Origin of the sequence: Citricoccus sp. (genome assembly GCF_035445025.1) — a bacterium.
Lineage (GTDB): Bacteria > Actinomycetota > Actinomycetes > Actinomycetales > Micrococcaceae > Citricoccus.
Window position 1 is genome coordinate 23,880 of sequence record NZ_DAOMPX010000018.1, and the last position, 21,111, is coordinate 44,990.

At 71.1% G+C, this 21,111-nt stretch carries 19 protein-coding genes and 3 tRNA genes; 9 read left to right on the forward strand and 13 right to left on the reverse strand.

All coding sequences use genetic code 11. The features are described from left to right. Positions 1–4: 4 nt before the first annotated feature. Positions 5–607: an orotate phosphoribosyltransferase gene (gene pyrE, locus PLJ28_RS07745; protein ID WP_183529412.1), complete on the reverse strand. Its 603-nt coding sequence runs from the start codon at positions 605–607 to the stop codon at positions 5–7. A gap of 46 nt (positions 608–653) precedes the next feature. On the opposite strand from pyrE, the gene PLJ28_RS07750 reads away from it, so the two are divergent. The 6 genes from PLJ28_RS07750 (at position 654) to PLJ28_RS07775 (ending at position 6,597) form a co-directional block, all read left to right on the forward strand. Next, positions 654–1,121 (forward strand): MarR family winged helix-turn-helix transcriptional regulator, encoded by a 468-nt coding sequence (locus PLJ28_RS07750; RefSeq protein ID WP_183529414.1) that lies wholly within the window; start codon positions 654–656, stop codon positions 1,119–1,121. A gap of 21 nt (positions 1,122–1,142) precedes the next feature. Further along, positions 1,143–1,970 carry an NAD(+) synthase gene (gene nadE / locus PLJ28_RS07755; protein WP_183529416.1) on the forward strand — a complete coding sequence of 276 codons (828 nt, stop codon included), beginning with the start codon at positions 1,143–1,145 and terminating at the stop codon, positions 1,968–1,970. 48 nt (positions 1,971–2,018) lie between these two features. Continuing rightward, positions 2,019–2,849 (forward strand): exodeoxyribonuclease III, encoded by an 831-nt coding sequence (locus PLJ28_RS07760; protein WP_183529418.1) that lies wholly within the window; start codon positions 2,019–2,021, stop codon positions 2,847–2,849. 9 nt (positions 2,850–2,858) lie between these two features. Then, positions 2,859–3,719 carry a DUF8083 family protein gene (locus PLJ28_RS07765; RefSeq protein ID WP_183529420.1) on the forward strand — a complete coding sequence of 287 codons (861 nt, stop codon included), beginning with the start codon at positions 2,859–2,861 and terminating at the stop codon, positions 3,717–3,719. Positions 3,720–3,844: 125 nt separating this feature from the next. Beyond that, positions 3,845–5,719 (forward strand): glycoside hydrolase family 13 protein, encoded by a 1,875-nt coding sequence (locus PLJ28_RS07770; protein WP_183529421.1) that lies wholly within the window; start codon positions 3,845–3,847, stop codon positions 5,717–5,719. Between the two features lie 119 nt (positions 5,720–5,838). Continuing rightward, positions 5,839–6,597, forward strand: coding sequence for an SDR family NAD(P)-dependent oxidoreductase (locus PLJ28_RS07775; protein ID WP_183529423.1), 759 nt, complete (start codon positions 5,839–5,841; stop codon positions 6,595–6,597). A 75-nt stretch (positions 6,598–6,672) separates the two neighbouring features. On the opposite strand, the gene PLJ28_RS07780 is transcribed toward PLJ28_RS07775, so the two are convergent. The 3 genes from PLJ28_RS07780 to PLJ28_RS07790 form a co-directional block, all read right to left on the reverse strand. Next, positions 6,673–6,748: transfer RNA gene (locus PLJ28_RS07780), tRNA-Phe, on the reverse strand. A gap of 77 nt (positions 6,749–6,825) precedes the next feature. Then, a tRNA-Asp gene (locus PLJ28_RS07785) sits at positions 6,826–6,899 on the reverse strand. Positions 6,900–6,992: 93 nt separating this feature from the next. Next, positions 6,993–7,065, reverse strand: a tRNA-Glu gene (locus PLJ28_RS07790). Positions 7,066–7,179: 114 nt separating this feature from the next. Between PLJ28_RS07790 and PLJ28_RS07795 the strand changes: the two genes are divergently transcribed. Further along, the gene (locus tag PLJ28_RS07795; RefSeq protein WP_298045108.1) at positions 7,180–7,578 is read left to right on the forward strand and encodes a metallopeptidase family protein; all 399 of its coding nucleotides are present in this window, start codon (positions 7,180–7,182) and stop codon (positions 7,576–7,578) included. A 23-nt stretch (positions 7,579–7,601) separates the two neighbouring features. On the opposite strand, the gene PLJ28_RS07800 is transcribed toward PLJ28_RS07795, so the two are convergent. The 5 genes from PLJ28_RS07800 to PLJ28_RS07820 are packed head-to-tail and all read right to left on the reverse strand — an operon-like array spanning position 7,602 to position 11,867. Next, positions 7,602–8,573 carry a universal stress protein gene (locus tag PLJ28_RS07800; protein ID WP_183529425.1) on the reverse strand — a complete coding sequence of 324 codons (972 nt, stop codon included), beginning with the start codon at positions 8,571–8,573 and terminating at the stop codon, positions 7,602–7,604. After that, complete coding sequence (locus tag PLJ28_RS07805) at positions 8,570–9,559, reverse strand: spermidine synthase (RefSeq protein WP_324590018.1); 990 nt, start codon at positions 9,557–9,559, stop codon at positions 8,570–8,572. The genes PLJ28_RS07800 and PLJ28_RS07805 overlap by 4 nt, the downstream gene beginning before the upstream one ends. Further along, a complete protein-coding gene (locus PLJ28_RS07810) occupies positions 9,549–10,139 on the reverse strand; it encodes a GNAT family N-acetyltransferase (RefSeq protein WP_298045106.1) in 591 nt (196 codons plus the stop codon). Before PLJ28_RS07810 ends, PLJ28_RS07805 begins: the two co-directional genes overlap by 11 nt. Further along, positions 10,136–10,471 carry a thiamine-binding protein gene (locus tag PLJ28_RS07815; RefSeq protein WP_010143582.1) on the reverse strand — a complete coding sequence of 112 codons (336 nt, stop codon included), beginning with the start codon at positions 10,469–10,471 and terminating at the stop codon, positions 10,136–10,138. Before PLJ28_RS07815 ends, PLJ28_RS07810 begins: the two co-directional genes overlap by 4 nt. A gap of 43 nt (positions 10,472–10,514) precedes the next feature. Next, positions 10,515–11,867 carry an Nramp family divalent metal transporter gene (locus tag PLJ28_RS07820; protein WP_298045104.1) on the reverse strand — a complete coding sequence of 451 codons (1,353 nt, stop codon included), beginning with the start codon at positions 11,865–11,867 and terminating at the stop codon, positions 10,515–10,517. Positions 11,868–12,032: 165 nt separating this feature from the next. On the opposite strand from PLJ28_RS07820, the gene pta reads away from it, so the two are divergent. Both pta and PLJ28_RS07830 read left to right on the forward strand, forming a co-directional pair. Beyond that, positions 12,033–14,105 (forward strand): phosphate acetyltransferase, encoded by a 2,073-nt coding sequence (pta, locus tag PLJ28_RS07825; RefSeq protein WP_183529431.1) that lies wholly within the window; start codon positions 12,033–12,035, stop codon positions 14,103–14,105. A gap of 44 nt (positions 14,106–14,149) precedes the next feature. Continuing rightward, a complete protein-coding gene (locus PLJ28_RS07830; RefSeq protein WP_298045102.1) occupies positions 14,150–15,313 on the forward strand; it encodes an acetate/propionate family kinase in 1,164 nt (387 codons plus the stop codon). 29 nt (positions 15,314–15,342) lie between these two features. Here the strand turns inward: PLJ28_RS07830 and PLJ28_RS07835 are convergent, their stop codons facing one another. The 4 genes from PLJ28_RS07835 to PLJ28_RS07850 form a co-directional block, all read right to left on the reverse strand. Then, the gene (locus PLJ28_RS07835; RefSeq protein ID WP_324590019.1) at positions 15,343–17,154 is read right to left on the reverse strand and encodes a dipeptide ABC transporter ATP-binding protein; all 1,812 of its coding nucleotides are present in this window, start codon (positions 17,152–17,154) and stop codon (positions 15,343–15,345) included. A gap of 5 nt (positions 17,155–17,159) precedes the next feature. Next, positions 17,160–18,188, reverse strand: a complete 1,029-nt coding sequence (locus PLJ28_RS07840; RefSeq protein WP_298045100.1) for an ABC transporter permease — start codon at positions 18,186–18,188, stop codon at positions 17,160–17,162. After that, the gene (locus PLJ28_RS07845; protein ID WP_298045099.1) at positions 18,185–19,189 is read right to left on the reverse strand and encodes an ABC transporter permease; all 1,005 of its coding nucleotides are present in this window, start codon (positions 19,187–19,189) and stop codon (positions 18,185–18,187) included. The genes PLJ28_RS07840 and PLJ28_RS07845 overlap by 4 nt, the downstream gene beginning before the upstream one ends. Before the next feature lie 77 nt (positions 19,190–19,266). Continuing rightward, positions 19,267–20,952: an ABC transporter substrate-binding protein gene (locus tag PLJ28_RS07850; protein WP_298045098.1), complete on the reverse strand. Its 1,686-nt coding sequence runs from the start codon at positions 20,950–20,952 to the stop codon at positions 19,267–19,269. Between the last annotated feature and the right edge of the window lie 159 nt (positions 20,953–21,111).

Genomic DNA, 21,111 nt, shown 5'->3' on the forward strand with positions numbered 1-21,111 from the left:
GCCGTCAGTCGAGGCCCAGGTCGTCCTTGCCGAAGGCGAAGAGGTAGGGCACGCCGGCCTCGGACTCGATCCGTTCGGCGGCACCGGTGGAACGGTCCACGATCACGGCCACGGCCCGCACGGTGCCACCGGCGGCGCGGACGCCCTCCACGGCGGTCAGGGCGGAGCCACCGGTGGTCGAGGTGTCCTCGAGCACGACGACGTCCCGGCCCTCGACGGCGGGACCCTCGACCTGGCGGCCCATCCCGTAGGACTTCTGGGCCTTGCGCACCACGAACGCGTCGACGCCCCGGCCCTGCCGGCCGGCCTCGTGCAGGATCGCGGTGCCGACCGGATCGGCCCCCATGGTCAGCCCGCCCGCGGCGCTGAACCCGATGCCGGCCCCATCCAGCAGGTCGAGCATGACGCGGCCGACCAACGGTGCGGCCTCATGGTGCAGGGTGACCCGGCGCAGGTCGATGTAGTAGTCGGCCTCCTGCCCGGAGGACAGCGTGACCCGGCCCCGGACGACGGCCAGTTCCTGGATGAGCTCGAGCAACCGGGCACGGTCCCGCGCCTTCTGGTCCGCCGAGCGGGCGGCGGGGGAATCCGGGGTCTGAGTAGTCATGCCGTCCATCCTAGATTCTCGGGCGGACCCCTCCTAGGGTGGTGACATGAGCGATCCCCAGCCTCCCCAGGAACCCCTGTCGGACCGTCCCACCGAACAGCTGCTCAGCTACTGGCTCAACATGGTGGACACGCTGCTCACCCAGCGCGTCAACGAGTCCCTGGCCGAACACGGCCTGACCCGGGCCCAGTGGCAGCTGATGAACGCCCTGACCTCCCGCCCGCAGTCCGCCGAGGAGCTCGGGCACGTGCTGCCGCCGCCCGTGGCCGGGTCGGACGAGGGCCCGCGCACGGTGAAGGAGAACCTGGACGAACTGGTGGAGTCCGGCTGGCTCGTGGTGGAGGGCGATCTCTACACCCTCACGAGCACCGGACGCACCAGCGGCGAGCGCGTGGCCGCCGTGGTCGAGGAGATGCGGGCCGACATCACCGAGGGCCTGGACGAGGAGCAGTACGAGACCGTGATGACCGCGTTGCAGACCATGGCGCGGAACCTCGGCTGGTCGCGCACCTAAAACCGCCCCTAGGCTGGGCCCATGCGCGAAATGCAGAAGGCCATCATTGCCGAGTTCGGTGTCAAGCCGGAGATCGATCCAGCCGCCGAGGCGGCCGCACGTGTCCAGTTCCTCCAGGACTACTTGCGAGCCAGCGGCGCGAGGGGATTCGTCCTGGGCATCTCGGGCGGACTCGACTCCACGCTGGCCGGCCGGCTCGCCCAGCTGGCCGTCGAGGGGTTGCGCGCCGAGGGCATCCAGGCCGAGTTCGTCCCCGTCCGGCTGCCCTACAACGTCCAGCATGACGAGGACGACGCCCAGGCCGCCCTGGACTTCATCGACGGTGACGCGGAGACCACGTTCGACATCGCGGCCGCCGTGGATGGCTTCGAGGCTGAGTTCACCGCCGCCACCGGGGAGCCGATCACCGATTTCAACAAGGGCAACGTCAAGGCCCGGGTGCGCATGGTGGCCCAGTACGCCATCGCCGGTGCGCACGGGCTGCTGGTGATCGGCACCGATCACAGCGCGGAGTCCGTGACCGGCTTCTTCACCAAGTTCGGGGACGGAGCGGCCGACGTGCTGCCGCTGTTCGGCCTGAACAAGCGGCAGAACCGGCAGCTGCTGAAGCACCTGGGCGCCGAGGAGCGGCTCTGGGCGAAGGTCCCCACCGCGGACCTGCTGGACGACAAGCCCGGTCAGACCGATGAGGCCGAGCTCGGGCTGAGCTACGACGTGATCGACGACTACCTCGAGGGCAGGGTGGTTCCCACCGACGCGGCGGAGAAGCTCGAGCAGGTCTACCTGCGGTCCCGCCACAAGCGGACCACCCCGGTCAGCATCCTCGACTCGTGGTGGCGCCAGGACTGAGCCCGGCCCGAAGCGCCCCTGGCGGAAGGTCTTGGCTAGGCTGGCCGGGTGAAGATCGCGACCTGGAATGTGAACTCCCTCCGTGCCCGTGCCGACCGCGTGGAGTCCTGGCTCGAGCGCACGGACGTGGACGTCCTGGCGATCCAGGAGACCAAGTGCAAGGACGAGAACTTCCCGTGGGAGCTCTTCGAGCGCATGGACTACGAGGTGGCGCACTTCGGTTTCTCGCAGTGGAACGGGGTGGCCATCGCCTCGCGCGTGGGCCTGGCGGACGTGGAGCGGACCTTCGTGGGCCAGCCGGAGTTCGGCAAGGGCGGCGTGGATGCCGTCCAGGAGGCCCGGGCGATCGCCGCCACCGTCGGCCAGGGCGAGGACTCTCTGCGGATCTGGTCCCTCTACGTCCCCAACGGCCGTGCCCTCGAGGACGAGCACATGGCCTACAAGCTGCACTGGCTGGACGTGCTCCGTGAGCACGCGGTGGATGCGGTCGCCGGGGACCCCTCGCTCCGCCTGGCCCTCACCGGGGACTGGAACATCGCCCCGCGGGACGAGGACGTCTGGGACATGCAGTTCTTCCTGGACGAGGGGCTGACCCACGTCTCACCCGCCGAGCGCGCCGCTTTCCACGCCTTCGAGGAGGCGGGCTTCCAGGACGTGGTCCGTCCCCGCCACCCCGGCCCGGGGGTCTACACGTACTGGGACTACAAGCAGCTGCGGTTCCCCAAGAAGGAGGGCATGCGCATCGACTTCGTGCTTGCCTCTCCCGCCCTGGCCACCTCCGTCACGGACGCCTGGATCGACCGTGACGAGCGCAAGGGCAAGGGCGCCTCGGACCACGCCCCCGTGGTCGTGGAGCTCGGCCCGGCCGCGGGGGCCTGAACCGGGCCCATGGAATACCAGTCCGAGCTGCGCGTCTACCAGCCCCTCGCCGCGTTTCCCGACGCCGTCCAGGCCGGGTTCCTGCGCGTCCGTCACCGCACGCGTGCGGCGGCGGAGGAGGAGGCGTCCCGACGGGCGTGGCGCCGGCTGCTGCGCGACGTCACCGACCCGTTCCCCCACGGGTCGGACCTGGTCCGCGTGTTGCAGGTGCCCGGGCCGGCGGACGGCCCCGTCTCGGAGTACTTCTGCCCGGACGAGATGGCGCTGCGCTGTGAACTGTCCGCGGAGCAGCTCGCGGAGTCGATGCGTCCGCAGACCTTCAACCTGGTGGTCCCGGAGGCGGCCCGGCGGGCCAACCTGGAACGCCTCGCCGAGCACCTGGAGGCGGACGGCCCCGAGGAGCTGCGGCACGTCCACACCCGGACCGCGGTCTGGGGCGTGCCGGCGTCCTGGTTCGCCCTCGTCCACGAGGACGACACCATCGAGGTCGAGACGGACCCCGGTTCCGCACCGGCCGGGGGCGCCTTCGACGCGGGCGCCGTCCGGACCGTGCGGGTCACCGTCCCGCTCGCCCTCGCCCTCGAGCGGGCCCGGCGGGCGGCCGTGGTGCTCTCCCTGCACGCGCCGGACATGGACCTGCTGAGCGACCTCACCGTCCTCGTGGCCTGGCTGGAGTCCTTCCACCCGGACTCCATGGTGGAACTGGACTACGGCGGCCTGGCCCGGCTGGTCTGGCCGGACGACTCCCCCTTCGACGTCCGCACCGCGCTCGAGGCGCTGGAGGACGGCGACCAGGAGGCGGCGGTGGTGGCGAACCACCGCATGGTGCGGCGGTGGCTGCCCGTGCGGCAGCTCGGCCGCGCCAGCTGAGCCCCCGCGAGCCCCGTCCAGGGGCGGGGGCCGTGCGAAGGACCGCCCGCGGTGCCCGGCGCGGCGGACGAGGGGTGGCGGATCCGCCCCCTGCCCCGGAAACCGTGGACCACTAGGCTGGGCCCATGACCACGGGACCCCTGAGCACTCCTCCGTCCGAAGCCCGCAACCGTCCGCAGAACCCCTGGTGGGTGGACGCCGTGATCTACCAGGTCTATCCCCGCTCCTTCGCAGACGCGGACGGCAACGGCATGGGTGACCTGGCCGGGGTGACGGCGAGACTGCCCTACCTGCAGCAGCTCGGGGTGGACGCCGTCTGGCTGTCCCCGTTCTATGTCTCCCCGCAGAAGGACGGCGGCTACGACGTCGCCGACTACCGGGACGTGGACCCGCTCTTCGGCACCCTGGCGGACGCCGACGCCCTGATCGACGCCGCCCATGAGGCCGGATTGCGCATCATCGTGGACTTGGTCCCCAACCACACCTCCTCGGCCCACCCCTGGTTCACCGAGGCACTGGCCGCCGACCCGGACACGGAGGAGGGCCGGGCGGCCCGGGACCGGTACATGTTCCGTCCCGGGGCCGGGGCCGACGGTTCGGAGCCGCCGAACAACTGGCAGTCCACCTTCGGCGGGCAGGCCTGGACGCGCACCACGAACCCGGACGGCACGCCCGGGGACTGGTACCTGCACCTGTTCGACTCCTCCCAGCCGGACCTGAACTGGGAGAACCCGGAGGTCAGGGACGAGTTCGAGGACATCCTGCGGTTCTGGCTGGACCGGGGGGTGGACGGGTTCCGGGTGGACGTGGCCCACGGGCTGGTCAAGGCCGAGGGCCTGCCGGACCACGCCGAGCGCCCCGGCATGGTCTCGGACGCCGGCCTGGCGCCGGCGGCGTTGAGCACCGATGACGGGATGGACGTCTCCGGCCACGCCGAGGAGAACCCGCAGGACCACTCCCACCCGGTCCCGTACCACGACCAGGAGGGCGTCCACGAGATCTACCGCTCGTGGAACGCGGTGCTCTCGGAGTACGACCACGACCCGGTGCTGGTGGCGGAGGCCTGGGTGGCCCCGCTGGAGCGGCTCTTCCGCTATGTCCGCCCGGGCGAGATGCACCAGGCGTTCAACTTCACCTTCCTGATGGCCGGCTGGGACGCCGTCCGGCTCTCGGATGCCATCACGGTCTCCGTGGAGGAGGCGGACAAGGTGGGCGCTCCGAACACCTGGGTGCTGTCCAACCATGACACGGTCCGCCACGCCTCCCGCTTCGGACTGACCGACCCCACCCGCTACCCCTCGGGAATCGGTGCCGAGGACGAGCAGCCGGACGAGGCGCTCGGGTGGAAGCGCGCCCGCGCGGCCGCCCTGATCGAGCTGGGGCTGCCCGGCTCCGCCTACGTCTACCAGGGAGACGAGCTGGGCCTGCCCGAGCACACCGAGCTGGACGACTCCCTGCGGCAGGACCCCACCTTCTTCCGCACCGAGGGCGCCGAGAAGGGCCGGGACGGCTGCCGGATCCCCATGCCCTGGCGCGCCGGGGCGCCCGGGCTCGGCTTCGCCGTCGGGAACCCCGCGGACGACGACGGCGCCGCCCCGGGCGCGGACGCGCGGCCGGCCGCCCCCTGGCTCCCCCAGCCGGAGTCCTACGCCCGGTACGCCGCCGACCAGCAGGTCGGCGTGAAGGGCTCGACCTTCGAGCTGTACCGCCAGTTGATCGCCGTGCGCGGCGAACTGGACCTGGGCACCGGGGCGTTCGCCTGGTCACGGTTCCACGCCCCGGACCACGGGGTGCTCGCCTTCACCGTGACCACCGGTGGCGGCCGGCACCTGGGTTCCGGGGAGCCGATCCCCGAGAAGGTGGTGCTCGTGCTGGCCAACCTGGGCGAGACCGCCGTGGACGTCCCCGAGCACTACGCCGCGGCCATCTTCAGCCAGGACGAGGCCCTGCAGGACGGGCAGCTGATGCCGGACTCGGCGGCCTGGTTCCTCAGGCACTGAGGCCCGGCCGGATCAGCGTCGGCCCGGATCAGCGGCGGTCCGGATCAGCGTGGGTCCGGCCGGCTTCCCCGCCGTGTGGCGCACGTCATGTTCGCGCCCGGCCGGGTAACCTGCCGAGCATGGACCTGAAGAACACCTCTGCCCTCGTCACCGGTGCCGCCTCCGGGCTCGGCGCCGCCACCGCCGCGCTGCTCGCCGGTCGCGGCGCCCACGTCATCGGCGTGGACCTGCCCTCCTCGATCGAGAACGCGTCCGCGGTGGACGGCGTCTCCTACGTCGCCGCCGACGTGACGGACCCGGACCAGGTGCGCGCCGCCGTTGCGGCCGCGACCGAGGCCGGCCCCCTGCGCACGGTGGTGAACTGTGCCGGCATCGCCCCCTCCGCCCGCATCCTCGGCAAGTCCGGTCCCCACGACCTCCGCCTGTTCGAGACGGTGGTGCGGGTGAACCTGATCGGGACCTTCACGGTGCTGTCCCTGGCCGCGGAGGCGATGGCGGCCACGGAACCCGTGGACGAGGACGGCCAGCGGGGCGTCGTGGTCAACACCGCCTCCGTGGCGGCGTTCGAGGGGCAGATCGGCCAGGCCGCCTATTCCGCCTCCAAGGGCGGGGTGCACAGCCTGACCATCACCGCGGCCCGGGACCTGGCCAGCAAGGGCATCCGGGTGAACACCATCGCCCCGGGCGTGGTGGAGACGCCCATGCTGGCGACGATCAGCGAGGAGTACCGGGCGGGTCTGGCCGAGGGCGTGCCGTTCCCGCACCGGCTGGGCCGGCCGGCGGAGTTCGCCCAGCTGGTGGAGACGTTCGTGGACCACCACTACCTCAACGGGACCACCATCCGGATGGACGGCGCCCTGCGCATGGCCCCGCGCTGACCCCACGCTCTCCAGGACGGGCACGGCCCGGGAACGGCGAAGGCCCCCGCTGGAAGCGGGGGCCTTCGGTCGTGCTGGTGGCTCCGACCGGCGTCGATCCGGTGACCTTTCGATTTTCAGTCGAACGCTCTACCAACTGAGCTACAGAGCCTGGCACCATCCGGTGGCTAGACCGGTGATCACCAAGATCCTCCGTGCCGGTGTTATCCGGCAATCGGAACATCCGAGCGACCCTGACGGGACTCGAACCCGCGACCTCCGCCGTGACAGGGCGGCGCGCTAACCAACTGCGCTACAGGGCCAGTGTGCGAGAAACCACTCTACCAGACGTTTTGCAGTGGTTTGACCACTTCGTCCGGCGGCCCGGCCTGACGGCTGGACCAGCGTTTCCTGCGTACCCCCAACGGGATTCGAACCCGTGTCGCCGCCGTGAAAGGGCGGTGTCCTAGGCCTCTAGACGATGGGGGCCTGAACACTTCGGGTTCCCGAAGTGGACCTGCAAGAGTCTAGAGGCTTCCCATGCCGAACCGCAAACCGGGGCGATGCCCGAAGACCCCCCCCGGGAACGGGCACGATGGACGGGTGGACCCATCCGATCACCACCCCGACCCTCCCGAGCCCGCCGAGATGTCCGAGGAGGACTTCGACCGTGCCGTCTCCGACGCCCTCGAGGCGATCCCGCCGGCCCTGACCGAGCGCCTGTCCAACGTGGCGGTCTTCGTCGAGGAGGAGTATGAGCCGGAGCCCTGGGAGGACCCCGGCACGGAACTGCTCGGGCTCTACGACGGCATCCCGCTGACCGAACGCGCGGAGATGCCCTGGCAGCTCCCCGATCGCATCGTGATCTTCCGGGGTCCGCTGCTGCGGATGTGCCGGGACCGGGAGGAACTGGTGGAGGAGATCACGGTGACGGTCGTCCACGAGGTGGCGCACTTCTTCGGGATCGACGACGCCACGCTGCACGATCTCGGCTGGGGATGAGGTGCCCCCTCAGGCTGCGCGGGTCAGGAGTACATCGGGCCGAAGCTCGCCCGCGTCGCCAGGCGGCTGTCCTTGAGGTAGGGCACCACCATGACGGGACCGTGGGCGTGCGAGATGATGCCCTGGCTCGTGGACCCCAGCAGGGCGCCGGTGAATCCGCCGTGGCCGCGGGTGCCGACGACGGTCAGCCGGGCGGTCTTCGACTCCCCGACCAGGACGTCCACCGGCACGCCGTCGATGATCTCGGAGCTGACCTCCAGCCCCGGGAACTCGGAACGCAGCCACTCGACCCCAGCCTCGAGCTTCTCCTGCATCTCCTCGATCATGGCCTGCTCGTCCACGGTGGCCGGCAGCCAGGCGACCGCACCGGAGATCGGCGGCATGGCGATGACCACCCGCAGCGGGGACCGGCGGACGTCGGCCTCCAGGGCCGCGGCCAGCGCCGCCACGCGGCCCTGTTCGGATCCGTCCACGCCGACCACCACGGGGATCCCCTCGGCGGCCCGGCTGGCGTGTTCACCCTTGGGCACGATCACCACGGGGCACTTCGCGTGGGCCGGGAGCGCTCCCGCCACCGAGCCCAGCAGTCGTCCGAGGAACCCGCCGCGGCCGCGCGTGCCGGCCACCAGCAGGTTGGCATTGGCCGAGTAGTCCACCAGCACCCCGGCGGCGTCGCCCATCTCCACCCGGTGCACCAGCGGCACGTTGAGGTTGCCCAGTTGGTTCACCACGCCCTGCAGCACCTGCATGGCGCCGTCGCGGATCATGGTGTCGTCCGGGATGCCGTACCCGGCCTCCAGCGCGGAGGCCGCGAACACGGGCATCGTGTAGGCGGTGACCAGGGTCAGGGGCAGGCCGCGCAGTTCCGCCTCCCGGGCTCCCCACTTCGCCGCCGAGACGGACTGTTCGGAGCCGTCCACGCCCACCACGATGCCGTGGGTGGTGGCCTGTTCGGGAGTGATCGGGCTGTTGTCGTGGTCCTGTGAACCGGTCATGACGGCCTCCTGTCGTTCTCGCCGGTGTCGTCGTTGACACGGGCGGATGATGATCCCAGTTTAGTTCCCGGGAGCGGTTCGGCTAAGGGCCGGGCCCCTGCCGCGAAGTCCGTGACGGGGTCCACGAGGCGGGCCGGGAGCGGGTCGGCGAGCAGGTGCCGCACCAGGCCGTCCCGGCTGAGGGCCCCTCCCCCGTCCCGGGCCGTGAGCCGGCCGTCCGTGGCGGCGAAGACGATGTTGCCGCGACGCCGGCCCTTGAGCATCTGCGGGTCGGCGATCGCCACCACGGTGCCGAAGACGGCGCGGAGCGTGGCCGCCTCCCGCCGTGCGGCGGTCAGGTCCGGGCCCCCGCCGTGGTTCACCAGGTAGACCCCGTCCGCGCCCAGCACCCGCCGGGCGTGGCGGGCCGCGTCCAGGCCGATCAGGTGATCCGGGGTGACCTGGTCCTCGGGCGTGGTCCCGGCGAAGACGTCCCGGACGATCACGTCCCGGCTGTGCTCATGGGCACCGCCCAGTACCTCTCCGGCCTCACCCACGCGGATCCGCAGCCGCGGGGCGCGGGGCAGGGCGAAGCGGTCGCGGGCCAGCGCGGCCAGGCCGGCGTCGAGCTCCACGGCCGTCTGCCGGGAGTCCGGGTACCAGGCCGCCGCCCAGCGGGCCAGCGTGCACCCGGCGGCGCCCAGGTGCAGGATCCGCAGTGGCTCCTCCGGTGCCCAGCGGTGCATGATGACCGCCGCGATCCAGCGCATGTACTCGAAGCCCAGGTCCAGCGGGTCCTCCGGGTTGAGCTGGGAGGACTCCGCGCCGTTGAGCTTGAGCAGCCAGGCCCCGTCGGTGAAGGGATCGCGCAGGATCTCCGCGGTGCCCGAGTCGATGGTGAAGACGCCGGGTTCGATCCCCGGAACCTCCCCGCCGCGCGAGGCCGGGCGGCCCCCGGCACCGCCCTTCCTGCCCGCGGACTTCCGGCCGGAACGCTCACGCGCCACGGCGCACCATGAGCTGCTCGTCCAGCCCGGCCCAGGGGCCGGTCATCGGGACGGGGGCGCCGACCTCGGCGAAACCGTGCCGGCGGTAGAAGGCGCGGGCGCACTCGTCGGCCGAGACGATCCGGACCCGGCAGGGTGAACTGCCGACGGCCCGGGCCAGGAGGGCGTCGGCCACGCCGGACCCCTGGGCCTCGGCCAGCACGTAGAGCGCGCGGAGCTCGAGTGGGGGCAACCCGGCATCGACCGACCCAACGACCCCCGCCTCCCAGGACCCGGTGGCCCCGGGCCCGGCTGCCGGGTCCGGGGCATCCGCGGTGACGAGGGGACCGGCCGAGGCCAGGCCCACGCAGCGGCCGCGGGCGTCCTCGGCCAGCCACAGCTCGGTGCCCCGCGCCAGTTCCCGGCGCCAGTGCTCGACCTGTTGCGGCAGGGTCGCCTCGGCGGCGGTGAAGAACGGTTCGTCCCTCAGGTGGCCGTAGGCCTCGCGCCAGGCGACGGCCTTCATGGCCAGCACGGCCTCGAGGTCGGCCTGGGCGGCGTCGCGGACGTAGAAGCGGGCCTGGTTCCCGGACCCGCTCACCGGTTCTTCAGGGCCGCTTCCAGGCGCTCGACCTTGCCGTCGAGCTCACCGGTGTGCCCGGGCCGGATGTCCGCCTTGAGCACCAGCGAGATCCGTGAGCCGAACGGGGCCACGGCGTCCACGGCGTCCTTGACGACCGCCATGACCTCGTCCCACTCCCCCTCGATCTCGGTGAACATCGAGGAGGTGCGGTTGGGCAGCCCGGAGTCCCGGACCACCTGCACGGCGGCGGCCACGGCGTCGTGCACCGAACCGTCCTCGGCCTGGTGCTGCGTACCGGGATCCCCGGGGCGGGGCGTTCCGGAGGGGGCGACGGAGAAGGCGACGATCATGCATCCAGTCTGCCCCACCGCCGCCGGGGGCCCAAGGGGTGGGCTATGCGCCGCCGCCGAAGAGCGGCGCCACCGCCTTGATGAGCTCGTAACCGCCGAGGACCACGAAGACGAGGGCGGTGAGGCCCAGCAGGGCGTTGTGGAACCAGCGGTTGCGGAACTTCGCCGGGACGAGCTTGCGCTGGTTGTTCAGGAACAGCAGCGTGACGGCCAGGAACGGCATGAACAGCGCCCCGAGCGTGCCGTAGAGCAGGATCAGGAAGATCGGCCGCTCCAGGAACAGCAGGGACATCGGCAGGATGGTCAGCCAGATCAGGTAGAACCGGGCCGGCTTCGACTCCAGCGAGGGGGCGTCGTCCTGGTCCAGGCTGTCGGCCGGCTTGCGGAAGTTCGTCCAGAAGTCGGCGAACATCAGCGAGACGCCGTGCCACACGCCCAGCAGGGAGGAGAAGGAGGCGGCGAAGAAGCCGATCAGGAAGATGATGGAGAACGCCTGGCCGTAGCGGTCGGCCAGCACGTTGCCCACGTCCAGCAGCCCGCGGTCACCGGCGGAGATGGCCAGCCCGGCCGAGTGCAGCAGCTCCACGCCCATGATCATGGTGGCGATCACGAAGATGCCGGTGAGGACGTAGGCCGTGGCGTTGTCGTAGCGCATGACCTTCATCCACTTGGGCGTGTTCCAGCCCTTCTCGCGCAGCCAGTAGCCGTAGGCGGCCAGGGTGATGGTGCCGCCGACGCCGCCGGCCAGTCCGAGGACGTAGAACATGGCGCCCTCCTCCGCGGGGATCATGGGGATCAGCCCGGTGAGGATCTCCCCGAGGTTCGGCGCGGTCAGGGCCGCCGAGACCAGCACGGCGAAGAACATGATGCCGATGAGCACGGTCATGAGCTTCTCGATGAGCCCGTACTTGTTGATCCACACCAGGCCCAGGCCGATCAGCCCGGAGACGATCGCGAAGATCTTGGAGTCGACCTCCGGGAACAGCGCCGAGAGGGGCAGCGCCACCGAGCTCATGGCGGTGGCCCCGTAGACGAAGCCCCAGATCATGATGTAGATGCCGAAGTACCAGCTGGTCCAGACGCCCAGGGTGCGCCAGCCCTGGAAGATGGTCTTGCCGGTGGACAGGTAGTACCGGCCGGTGCCCTCCACGAGCACGATCTTGAAGATGACGCCCAGCACCACGGCCCACATGAGCCCGTAGCCGTAGCGCGAGCCCGCCGTCAGGGTGGCGACGAGGTCCGCGGCGCCCACGCCGGTGGCGGCGGCGACGATGCCGGGACCCAGCGAGTTCCACTTGACCTTGACCGGCGTCTCGTCGATCTCGGCCTGCGTGAACCCGACGATCTCGGGGTTGTGGACCGGATGATGGCGGTCCACGGGGTCGTGACGTGACATGGTGTCCCCTAGGTGAGGTGCGATGGGATGACAGGAGAATGGCGTAGGACACGGTAGCCGGTGATCAGGGCCGCTCCCAAAGCGCCCACGTGGCCGGAGCCCGCGGAGCGCGCGCCTAGAGTGGGATCCGAGGCACACCGTCCACGGGAAGGCTTGGAACGCGACATGACCCAGGGCATCTTCGTCACCACCACCACCAACGGGGCCGGCAAGTCCCTCGTGACGCTCGGGCTGGCGGACTCGCTGTACAAGCGCACCGGTTCGATCGGCTTCTTCCGCCCGGTGGTCCCGGGTGACTCGGTGGAGGCCGACCCCATGGTCCAGCTGATGCGGGAGAGCTACGGGCTCGACGCCGGCCGGTCCCGGGGCGGGGTGACGGCCGCCGAGGCGCGGGGCATGCTGGCCGAGGGCCGTTCCGACGAACTGCACGAGCGCTGCGTGGCCCAGTTCGACGAGATGGCTGCGGCCTGCGCGATCATCGTGGTCGAGGGCACGGACCTGACCGGGGCAGACCCGGCGATCGAGCTCGACCTCAACGCCTCGCTGGCCCGCCACCTGGGCACGCCCGTGGTGGGCGTGGTCTCCGCTGCCGGGCTGGACGGGACCGGCGTCGCCGATGCCGTGGACCTGGCCCGGCGCACCCTGGACGAGTCCGGCGTCGAGCTGCTGGCGATGATGGTCAACCGGGCCGACCCGGCACGCCTGGACACGGTCACCGAGGCCATCCGCCCCGGCCGCCACGCCTGGCCGGTGTACGTCCTGCCCGAGCTGCCCGAGCTGGCGCTGCCCTCGGTGGCGGAGATCGCCGCCGCCCTCGGCCTGACCCAGGTGGCCGGCAACACGAACCTGGACCGTGACGTCTCCGAGGTCAGGGCCGTGTCCATGGAGGGCGGGAACTTCCTGCAGATCCTGCGTGAGGGCGCCCTCGTGCTGGTCTCCGGGGACCGCTCGGACGCCGTGCTCGCCACCGTCGCCTCGTCCCTGGCCCCGGAGTTCCCCGTGGCCTCCGGGATGATCCTGACCAACGGGATCGAGCCCAACGAGCAGATCCGCCGACTCTACGCCGGGGCGACCTTCCCGATCTTCAGCACTTTCGCCGACACCTTCAGCACGGCCCGGTCCGTCGCCACGGTGCGCAGCGAGCTCTCCAGCGCCCAGCCCCGCAAGACCGCCGCAGCCCTGGGCGCCTGGCACCAGCGCGTGGACGGCAACGAGTTGTTCGAGCGCATCCAGCTGCCGCGCGCCGAGCGGACCACCCCGCTGCGCTTCCTGCACGGGCTGATCGAGCGGGCCCGGGCCGACCGGAAGCGGATCGTGCTCCCGGAGGGCGAGGACCCCCGCATCCTGCGCGCCGCCGAGATCCTGCGCCGCCGGGACGTGTGCGACCTCGTGGTGCTCGGCGACGAGGCCCTGGTGCGCGACGTGGCGGCCCGCGAGGGCGTGGACCTGACCGGCCTGGAACTGCTGGACCCCGCCACCGCGCCGGCCCGTGAGCGCTACGCCGAGGAGTACGCCCGGCTGCGCTCCCACAAGGGGGTGGACATCGACCGGGCGCGCGAGGTGATGACCGAGGGCGCGTACTTCGGCACGATGATGGTCCACCTGGGAGACGTGGACGGCATGGTCTCCGGGGCGGCACACACCACCGCCAACACCATCCGCCCGGCACTGGAGTTCGTGAAGACCCGTCCCGGGGTCTCGATCGTCTCCTCCGTGTTCTTCATGCTGCTGCCGGACCGCGCCCTGGTCTACGGCGACTGCGCCGTGAACCCGGACCCGGACGCCGACCAGCTGGCCGACATCGCCTACGCCTCGTCCGTGACCGCCCACCAGTTCGGCGTGGACCCGCGGGTGGCCATGCTGTCCTACTCCACCGGCGGCTCCGGCTCCGGGGAGGCGGTGGACAAGGTCCGCACCGCCACCGAACTGGTCCGGGCGGCCCACCCGGAGCTGAAGGTGGACGGCCCGCTGCAGTACGACGCGGCGGTGAACGCCTCCGTGGCCGCCTCGAAGATGCCGGACTCCGAGGTGGCCGGCCAGGCGACCGTGTTCATCTTCCCGGACCTGAACACGGGCAACAACACGTACAAGGCGGTCCAGCAGTCCTCCGGGGCCGTGGCCGTCGGGCCGGTGCTGCAGGGACTGAACAAGCCGGTCAACGACCTCTCCCGCGGGTGCACGGTGGACGACATCGTCAACACCGTGGCCATCACCGCCATCCAGGCCCAGGGCGACTGACCACCGGCTCCGGCCCCCGCCTCCCCAGAAAGGCTCTCCCAGACATGCTCATCCTCGTCATCAACTCCGGCTCCTCCTCACTGAAGTACCAGGTTCGTGAGGTCAATGCCGACGGCACGGAGCCGGCGGACCCGGTGGTGGCGAAGGGCCTGGTGGAGCGCATCGGGGTGCCCGGCTCCGGGATCGACAACCACGTCGAGGCGCTGGAACGGGTCAACGAGGAACTGGAGGAGATTCTCGGGGACCGTCAGATCGCCGCCGCCGGCCACCGCGTGGTGCACGGCGGCGAGCGCTTCAAGGCCCCGGCCCTGGTGACCATGGAGGTCATCCGGGCGATCGAGCGGCTGGCCCCGCTGGCCCCGCTGCACAACCCGGCGGCCGCCCAGGGCCTGCGGGCCATCGCGGACCGGTGGCCGGACATGCCCCAGGTGGTCGTCTTCGACACCTCCTTCCACCAGACCATGCCGGAGGAGGCCTGGCGCTACGCCCTGCCGGACGCGCTCTACACCGAGAACGGCATCCGCCGCTACGGCTTCCACGGCACCAGCCACGACCTGGTCACCGGGATCGCGGCCGAGACCCTCGGCATCGACCGGGACGACTTCAACGCGGTGATCCTGCACCTGGGCAACGGCGCCTCGGCCACCGCCATCCGCGGCGGGAGGTCCGTGGACACCTCCATGGGTTACACCCCGCTGGCCGGTCTCGTCATGGGCACGCGCTCCGGGGACGTGGACCCGTCGATCATCACGCACCTGATCCGGAACCACCACTACGACGCCGAGCAGATGGACCGGCTGCTGAACAACGAGTCGGGGCTGCTGGGGATGTCCGGCAACGCGGACATGCGCCAGGTGCTGGACTCCGCCCACGCCGGCCACCGCCGCGCCCGGACCGCCATCAAGGTCGCCTCCTACCGGCTGGCCAAGTACGTGGGCGGCTACCACGTGGCCGTCGGCGGGGCGCAGGCGATCGTGTTCACCGCGGGGATCGGGGAGAACTCCGCCCCGTTCCGCGCCACCGTGCTGGACCGGCTGGAGCCGCTGGGCGTGGAGTACGACGCCGAGAAGAACCTCGAGCGCTCGCACGCGCCCCGGGTGATCTCCACCGAGGAGTCCGCCATCCCGGTGCTGGTGGTGCCGACCAACGAGGAGATGGCGATCGCCCAGCTCACGCTGAAGGTCGCCCGGCAGCAGGGCGCGCTCTGACGGCCCGCCCCGCCGGGCGTGACGGGCCCTCAGGCCACGCCGGTCTCGATCCCCAGTTCGTTGCCCGGGATCGAGGCCAGCAGCCTGCGCGTGTAGGCGTGCCGCGGATTGGTGAAGATCTCCTCGCTCGTGGCGGCCTCGACCAGTTCCCCGTCCTTCATCACGCAGACGTAGTCCGAGATCAGCCGGACCACGGCCAGGTCGTGGGAGATGAACAGGTAGCTCAGCCCCAGCTCCTGCTGCAGGTCGCCCAGCAGCGTCAGGATCTGGTCCTGGACCAGCACGTCCAGGGCGGAGACCGGTTCGTCGCACACGATCAGTTCCGGGCGCAGGGCCAGGGCCCGGGCGATCGCGACCCGCTGCCGCTGGCCTCCCGAGAGCTCGGCCGGATACCGGCGGTGCATGCTCGACGGCAGCGCCACCTGGTCCATCAGCTCCGCCACCCGGTCCCGCCGCTCCCGGGCCCCGCCCCGCTTGTAGGCGATGAGCGGCTCCTCGATGATGCGTCCCACCGTGAACATCGGGTTCAGGGAGGAGTAGGGGTCCTGGAAGACCGCCTGCACGCGCTGGCGGAAGTCCCGCAGTCCGCGGCGGTCCAGGGTCAGCACGTCACGGCCGTCGAAGCTGATGGATCCCGACGTCGGCTCGATCAGCCTCAATAGCATCCTCGCCGTGGTCGTCTTGCCCGAGCCGGACTCCCCCACGATGGACACGGTGGTGCCGCGGGGGATCTCCAGGCTGACGTTCCTCGCGGCGTAGAAGTCGTCCCCGCCGCGGACGGGGTAGACCTTGGTCAGGTCGGTGATGGTCACCAGCGGCTCCGTGTCCGCCCCGGCACCCCACCCCCTGCCCCGACCGTCCCCGGCACGGACGGGGGCCGACGCCGGCAGTGAACCGGCCGTGCCGCCGTCGGGAAGCGGGCGGGCAACCGGGTGGTCCTCCCGGTGCCCCGGGGCCGGGTGGCCTTCGCCGCGCGCTCCGGTGAAGGCGTCCGGGGCCAGCCGGACCGCGGCCACGGAGGGCGCCGCCCGCACGAGGGACCGGGTGTACGGGTGCTGGGGGTCCTCCAGCAACTGGGCCGCCGGTCCGGACTCCACCACCTTCCCGCGGTGCATCACCACCAGGTCCTGGGCGCGCTCGGCGGCCAGTCCGAGGTCGTGGGTGATGAGCAGGATGGCGGTGCCCAGTTCGTCGGTCATCTGCTCGATCTGGTCCAGGATCACCTGCTGGACGGTCACGTCCAGCGCGGAGGTCGGCTCGTCCGCGATGAGCAGCCGCGGCCGGCAGGCCAGCGCCACGGCGATCAGGGCACGCTGGCGCAACCCCCCGGAGAGCTCGTGCGGGTACTGCCTCGACCGCCGTCCGGCCTCGGGGATCCCGGCGGCCTCCAGGACCTCCACCACCCGGGCGTCCACGTCCCTGCGGGTGGCCAGCCGGTGGGTCAGCAGGGTCTCGGCGACCTGCGTGCCGATCCGGGACACGGGATTCAGGTTGGACATGGGGTCCTGCGGGACCAGGCCGATCTGGCGGCCCCGGATGTCCCGCATCCTCGACTCGGGCAGACCCACCAGGTCCTGGCCGTTGAACCGGATGGACCCGCCGGTCACCTTCCCGTTGCCCGCCAGCAGCCCGATCGCGGCCATCGCGGTGGTGGACTTGCCGGAACCGGACTCGCCCACGACGGCCAGGGTGCGTCCGGCCTCCAGGGACAGCGAGGCGTCCTCCACGGCCCGCACGGAACCGTGCATGGTGGTGAAGTCGACCTGCAGGTCCCGGATCTGCAGCAGGGGTTCAGGCTCCACGCGGGGTGTCCTCTCGTCCTCGGTGCGCACGTCACCCATCCCGTTCACCGTGCCCTCGACTTCGGGTCCAGCGCCTCGCGCAGCGACTCGCCCAGCAGGGTGAATCCCAGCGCCGTGACGGCGATGCAGAGGCCGGGCAGGAAGGCCAGCCACGGGGCGATGCCCAGCTCGGACTGCGCGTAGGTGAGCATGCGTCCCCACTCGGCCGTCTCCGGGCGGCCACCACCCAGGCCCAGGAAGGACAGGGCGGCGGCATCGATGACGGCGGTCGCCAGGGTCAGCGTGGCCTGGACGATCACGGGTCCCACCGAGTTCGGCAGCACGTGGCTCATGGTGATGGTCCGCCGGCTCAGCCCGAGGGTCTGGGCGGCCAGCACGTAGTCCGCGCTCTTCTGGCTGAGCATGGACGAGCGCAGCAACCGCGCGAAGATCGGCACCTGGGAGACGCCGATCGCGATCATCACCGCGTACGGTCCCTGGCCCAGCACGGCGGCGATCGACACGGCCAGCAGCAGGTTCGGCACGGACAGCAGGATGTCCACGATCCGCATCACCACCCCGTCGACCCAGCCGCCGAACGCACCGGCCAGCAGGCCCAGCACCATGCCCCCGGCCAGGCCGAGCGCCGTGGAGACCACGCCGATCATCAGCGAGGACTGCGCTCCCCAGATGAGCTTGGACAGCACGTCCCCGCCGAAGCGGTCCAGGCCCAGGGGGAACTGCGGCAGCTCGCCCGGGCCGGGGATGTGGCCCGGAGTGATCTCCCGGGCCCCCGGCACCGCCTCCCCCGGGTACGGGGCGATCAGCGGGGCCAGCACGGCCACCAGCAGGAACAGCGCCACGATCACCGCACCGGCGATCGCGGCGGGGTTGCGCCGCAACCGCAGGAAGGCGTCCTTCCAGACGGAGGTGCCCTTCACGGGACCGCCATCGTCCCGCCGGGGCCCCGCTGTCACGACCGTCCCGGTCGTCCCGGGCAGCAGGCCCCCGGACGCCGGGTCGGAAGCGGGCGGACCACCGGGCGTCCGGCCCTCCGTGGGACCGCCGGCGGCGGGAGGCAGGTTCACGCTCATGAGACACGCACCCTGGGGTCGATGAGGCCGTACGAGACGTCCACCAGCAGGTTGATCAGGGAGTAGATGACGGCGATGAAGATGATGAACCCCTGCAGCACCGGGAAGTCGAGGTTGAAGATGGCATCCCACAGGAAGCTGCCGATCCCGTTGAACGCGAACACCGTCTCGGTCAGCACCGCCCCGGAGATCAGCAGGCCCAGCTGCAGGCCCAGCGTGGTGGTCACCGGCAGCAGCGCGTTGCGCATCACGAACCGGTTGCGGATCAGCCGGGGGGCCAGGCCCTTGGCCCGGGCGGTGCGCACGTAGTCCGCGTTCTGCACCTCGAGCACCGAGGCCCGGGTGATCCGGGCGATGATGGCCAGCGGGATGGTCCCGAGCGCCACCCCGGGCAGCACGAGGTGCGTCAGGGCATCCCAGGCGGCGTCGTACTCCCCGGTGATCATCCCGTCCCAGACGAAGAAGTTCGTGTAGTGGGTGGCGTCGATCCGGGGATCCTGGCGACCGTCGGTGGGCAGCCAGCCCAACTGGACGGCGAACACCCACTTGAGGATGAAGGCCAGGAAGAACACGGGCACCACCACACCCATCAGGGACAGCAGCACGGCGGCCTGGTCCTGCCAGCGGCCCACGTGCCGAGCGGCCCAGTAGCCCAGCGGGATCCCGAAGCCCACGGCGAAGAGGAGGGCGAACGCGGTCAGTTCCAGCGTGGCCGGGAACCGGGCCGCGAACTCCTCCAGCACCGGCCGGCTGGTCAGCAGGGAGTTGCCGAAGTCACCGGAGAGGATCCGGCCCATGTAGATGAAGTACTGCTCCAGGATCGGGCGGTCGAAGCCGTAGGCCTCGTTGACCCTGGCCACGGCCTCCGGGGTGGCCTTGTCCCCCAGCAGGGCGGTGGCCGGCCCCCCGGGCAGCGCCCGGACCCACAGGAAGAGCAGGACGGAGAGCCCGATGATGGTGGGGGCCAGCAGCAGCAGTCGGTTGCCGATGAGGCGGAACACTCAGCGTCCCTTCGCGGAGGGCAGGCGGACCGGGGCGGGACCGGGGTGGACCCGGTCCCGCTCCAGGGACGGTCGGATCACTTGTTCAGTTCGATCTGGTTGTAGACCTCGTCGTTGACCGGGCTGGCCGGGTAGTCGTCCACTCGCTCGGCGAAGGCCAGCGAGGGGGCCGGGTGGGCCAGCGGGACGGCGGGGACGTACTCGGAGACCATCCTGTTGACCTCCTCGTACATGGGCGTCTGCTCCTCCAGCACCGGTTCCTGCCGGGCCTCGCTGAGGGCCTCGAACAGCTCCGGGTTGTCGAAGCCGAACTCCGGCTTCTGCTGGCCGAAGAACACGCCCACGAAGTTGTCGGTGTCGTTGTAGTCACCGGTCCAGCCCAGCAGGTGGATGCCGTGGTCGGCGGTGCCGTTGACGCGGTCCAGGTAGTCCGGGCTCCACTTCTCCGGGACCGCCGTGACCTCGATCCCGACCTCGGCCAGCTGGCCGGAGAGGTTCGAGAAGACCTGTTCGGGGGTGGGCATGTACGGACGCGAGACGCCGGTGGGGTAGTTGAAGTCCACCGTGAAGCCGTTCTCGTAGCCCGCCTCGGCCAGCAGCTCCTTGGCCCTCGCCGGGTCGTAGTCGTAGGTCTCCACGTCCTCGGTGTAGCCGTTGACCGAGTCCGGGATGAACTGGGTGGCGGGCTTGGTGCCCTCCGGGAGCGTCTGCCGGATCAGGGCGTCCTTGTCGATCGCGTAGGAGATCGCCTGGCGGACCTTGGGGTCCTTGAGCTCCTCGACCTCCTGGTTCAGGCCCAGGTAGAGGATGGTGAACGGATCCCGGGTGAAGATCTTGAACCCGGCCTGCTCCAGGTCGGCCACGTCGGCCGGGGCCACCAGGTCATAGCCGTCGATCTGGCCGGCCTCGAGGGACTGGCGGCGGGCCACCGGGTCGTCGATCACCCGGAAGGTGATCTCCTGGACGTCACCCTGCTCACCCCAGTAGTCCTGGTAGGCGCTCAGGGAGATGTCCTGGCCCACGTTCCAGGACTCGAAGGCGAACGGGCCGGTCCCGGTGGGGTGCGCGCGGGCATACTCGCTCAGTTCCGGGGACTCGGCGGTGCCACCGGCCTCGTCCGCCCCGAACTCCTCCATCGCGGCCGGGGACTGCATGGCGAAGGCCGGCAGGGACAGGGAGGCGATGAAACCGGCGAACGGCTGGGCCAGGGTGATCCGGGCCTGGTGCTCGTCCACCGCCTCACAGGACTCGTAGACCGCGTCCTCGGGCGAGTCCGCGAACCCGCGGAACAGCTTGCCGTAGTAGTAGGACATCGTCTCGGCCTGCTGGATGCCCGTGAAGTTGTACCAGCGGTCGAAGTTGGCGCAGACGGCCTCGGCGTTGAAGTCCGTGCCGTCGTGGAAGGTCACGCCCTGCTTGAGCTGGAAGTCGTAGGTGAGCCCGTCCTCACTGGTCTCCCAGGACTCCGCCAGCAGCGGGGCCGGGTCCGGGGTGCCCGGTTCGGTGCCCACCAGGCCCTCGAAGATCTGGCGGGAGACCCGGAACGTCTCGCCGTCGTTGGCGAAGGCCGGGTCCAGGGACTTGGGGTCGGAGGAGGCGGCGAAGATGAACTGGCTGTCCACCGAGGACGCGTCGCCCTCGCCCCCGCTCGCCTCCCCGCCGGCGTCGTCGCGCTGGCTCTGCGCACAGCCGGACAGGACCAGGGCGACCGCGGCCCCCGCTGCGGTCACCGCGGCGATGCGTCGCCGGAGGAATGAGGACATGGTTGCTCCCGAGGGTGTCGAGTGATCATCGTGACAGGGATCACGTCACGAGGGATAGGGGAGAGCATAACCGCATCGCCCCAGATCATGCACACATCCCGCGGGGCCGCACCCCGCGGGGCCCACCCGCGGACGCCCGCGAAGGCCCGAGAACGCCCC

What these genes read in the sequence shown, in the direction of transcription:
- pyrE (WP_183529412.1), bottom strand. Translation starts at nt 607, where the DNA reads ATGACTACTCAGACCCCGGATTCCCCCGCCGCCCGCTCGGCGGACCAG.
- PLJ28_RS07800 (WP_183529425.1), bottom strand. Translation starts at nt 8,573, where the DNA reads ATGACCGGTTCACAGGACCACGACAACAGCCCGATCACTCCCGAACAG.
- PLJ28_RS07775 (WP_183529423.1), top strand. Translation starts at nt 5,839, where the DNA reads ATGGACCTGAAGAACACCTCTGCCCTCGTCACCGGTGCCGCCTCCGGG.
- PLJ28_RS07750 (WP_183529414.1), top strand. Translation starts at nt 654, where the DNA reads ATGAGCGATCCCCAGCCTCCCCAGGAACCCCTGTCGGACCGTCCCACC.
- PLJ28_RS07765 (WP_183529420.1), top strand. Translation starts at nt 2,859, where the DNA reads ATGGAATACCAGTCCGAGCTGCGCGTCTACCAGCCCCTCGCCGCGTTT.
- PLJ28_RS07815 (WP_010143582.1), bottom strand. Translation starts at nt 10,471, where the DNA reads ATGATCGTCGCCTTCTCCGTCGCCCCCTCCGGAACGCCCCGCCCCGGG.
- PLJ28_RS07850 (WP_298045098.1), bottom strand. Translation starts at nt 20,952, where the DNA reads ATGTCCTCATTCCTCCGGCGACGCATCGCCGCGGTGACCGCAGCGGGG.
- PLJ28_RS07830 (WP_298045102.1), top strand. Translation starts at nt 14,150, where the DNA reads ATGCTCATCCTCGTCATCAACTCCGGCTCCTCCTCACTGAAGTACCAG.
- PLJ28_RS07835 (WP_324590019.1), bottom strand. Translation starts at nt 17,154, where the DNA reads ATGGGTGACGTGCGCACCGAGGACGAGAGGACACCCCGCGTGGAGCCT.
- PLJ28_RS07820 (WP_298045104.1), bottom strand. Translation starts at nt 11,867, where the DNA reads ATGTCACGTCACGACCCCGTGGACCGCCATCATCCGGTCCACAACCCC.
- PLJ28_RS07840 (WP_298045100.1), bottom strand. Translation starts at nt 18,188, where the DNA reads ATGAGCGTGAACCTGCCTCCCGCCGCCGGCGGTCCCACGGAGGGCCGG.
- pta (WP_183529431.1), top strand. Translation starts at nt 12,033, where the DNA reads ATGACCCAGGGCATCTTCGTCACCACCACCACCAACGGGGCCGGCAAG.
- nadE (WP_183529416.1), top strand. Translation starts at nt 1,143, where the DNA reads ATGCGCGAAATGCAGAAGGCCATCATTGCCGAGTTCGGTGTCAAGCCG.
- PLJ28_RS07770 (WP_183529421.1), top strand. Translation starts at nt 3,845, where the DNA reads ATGACCACGGGACCCCTGAGCACTCCTCCGTCCGAAGCCCGCAACCGT.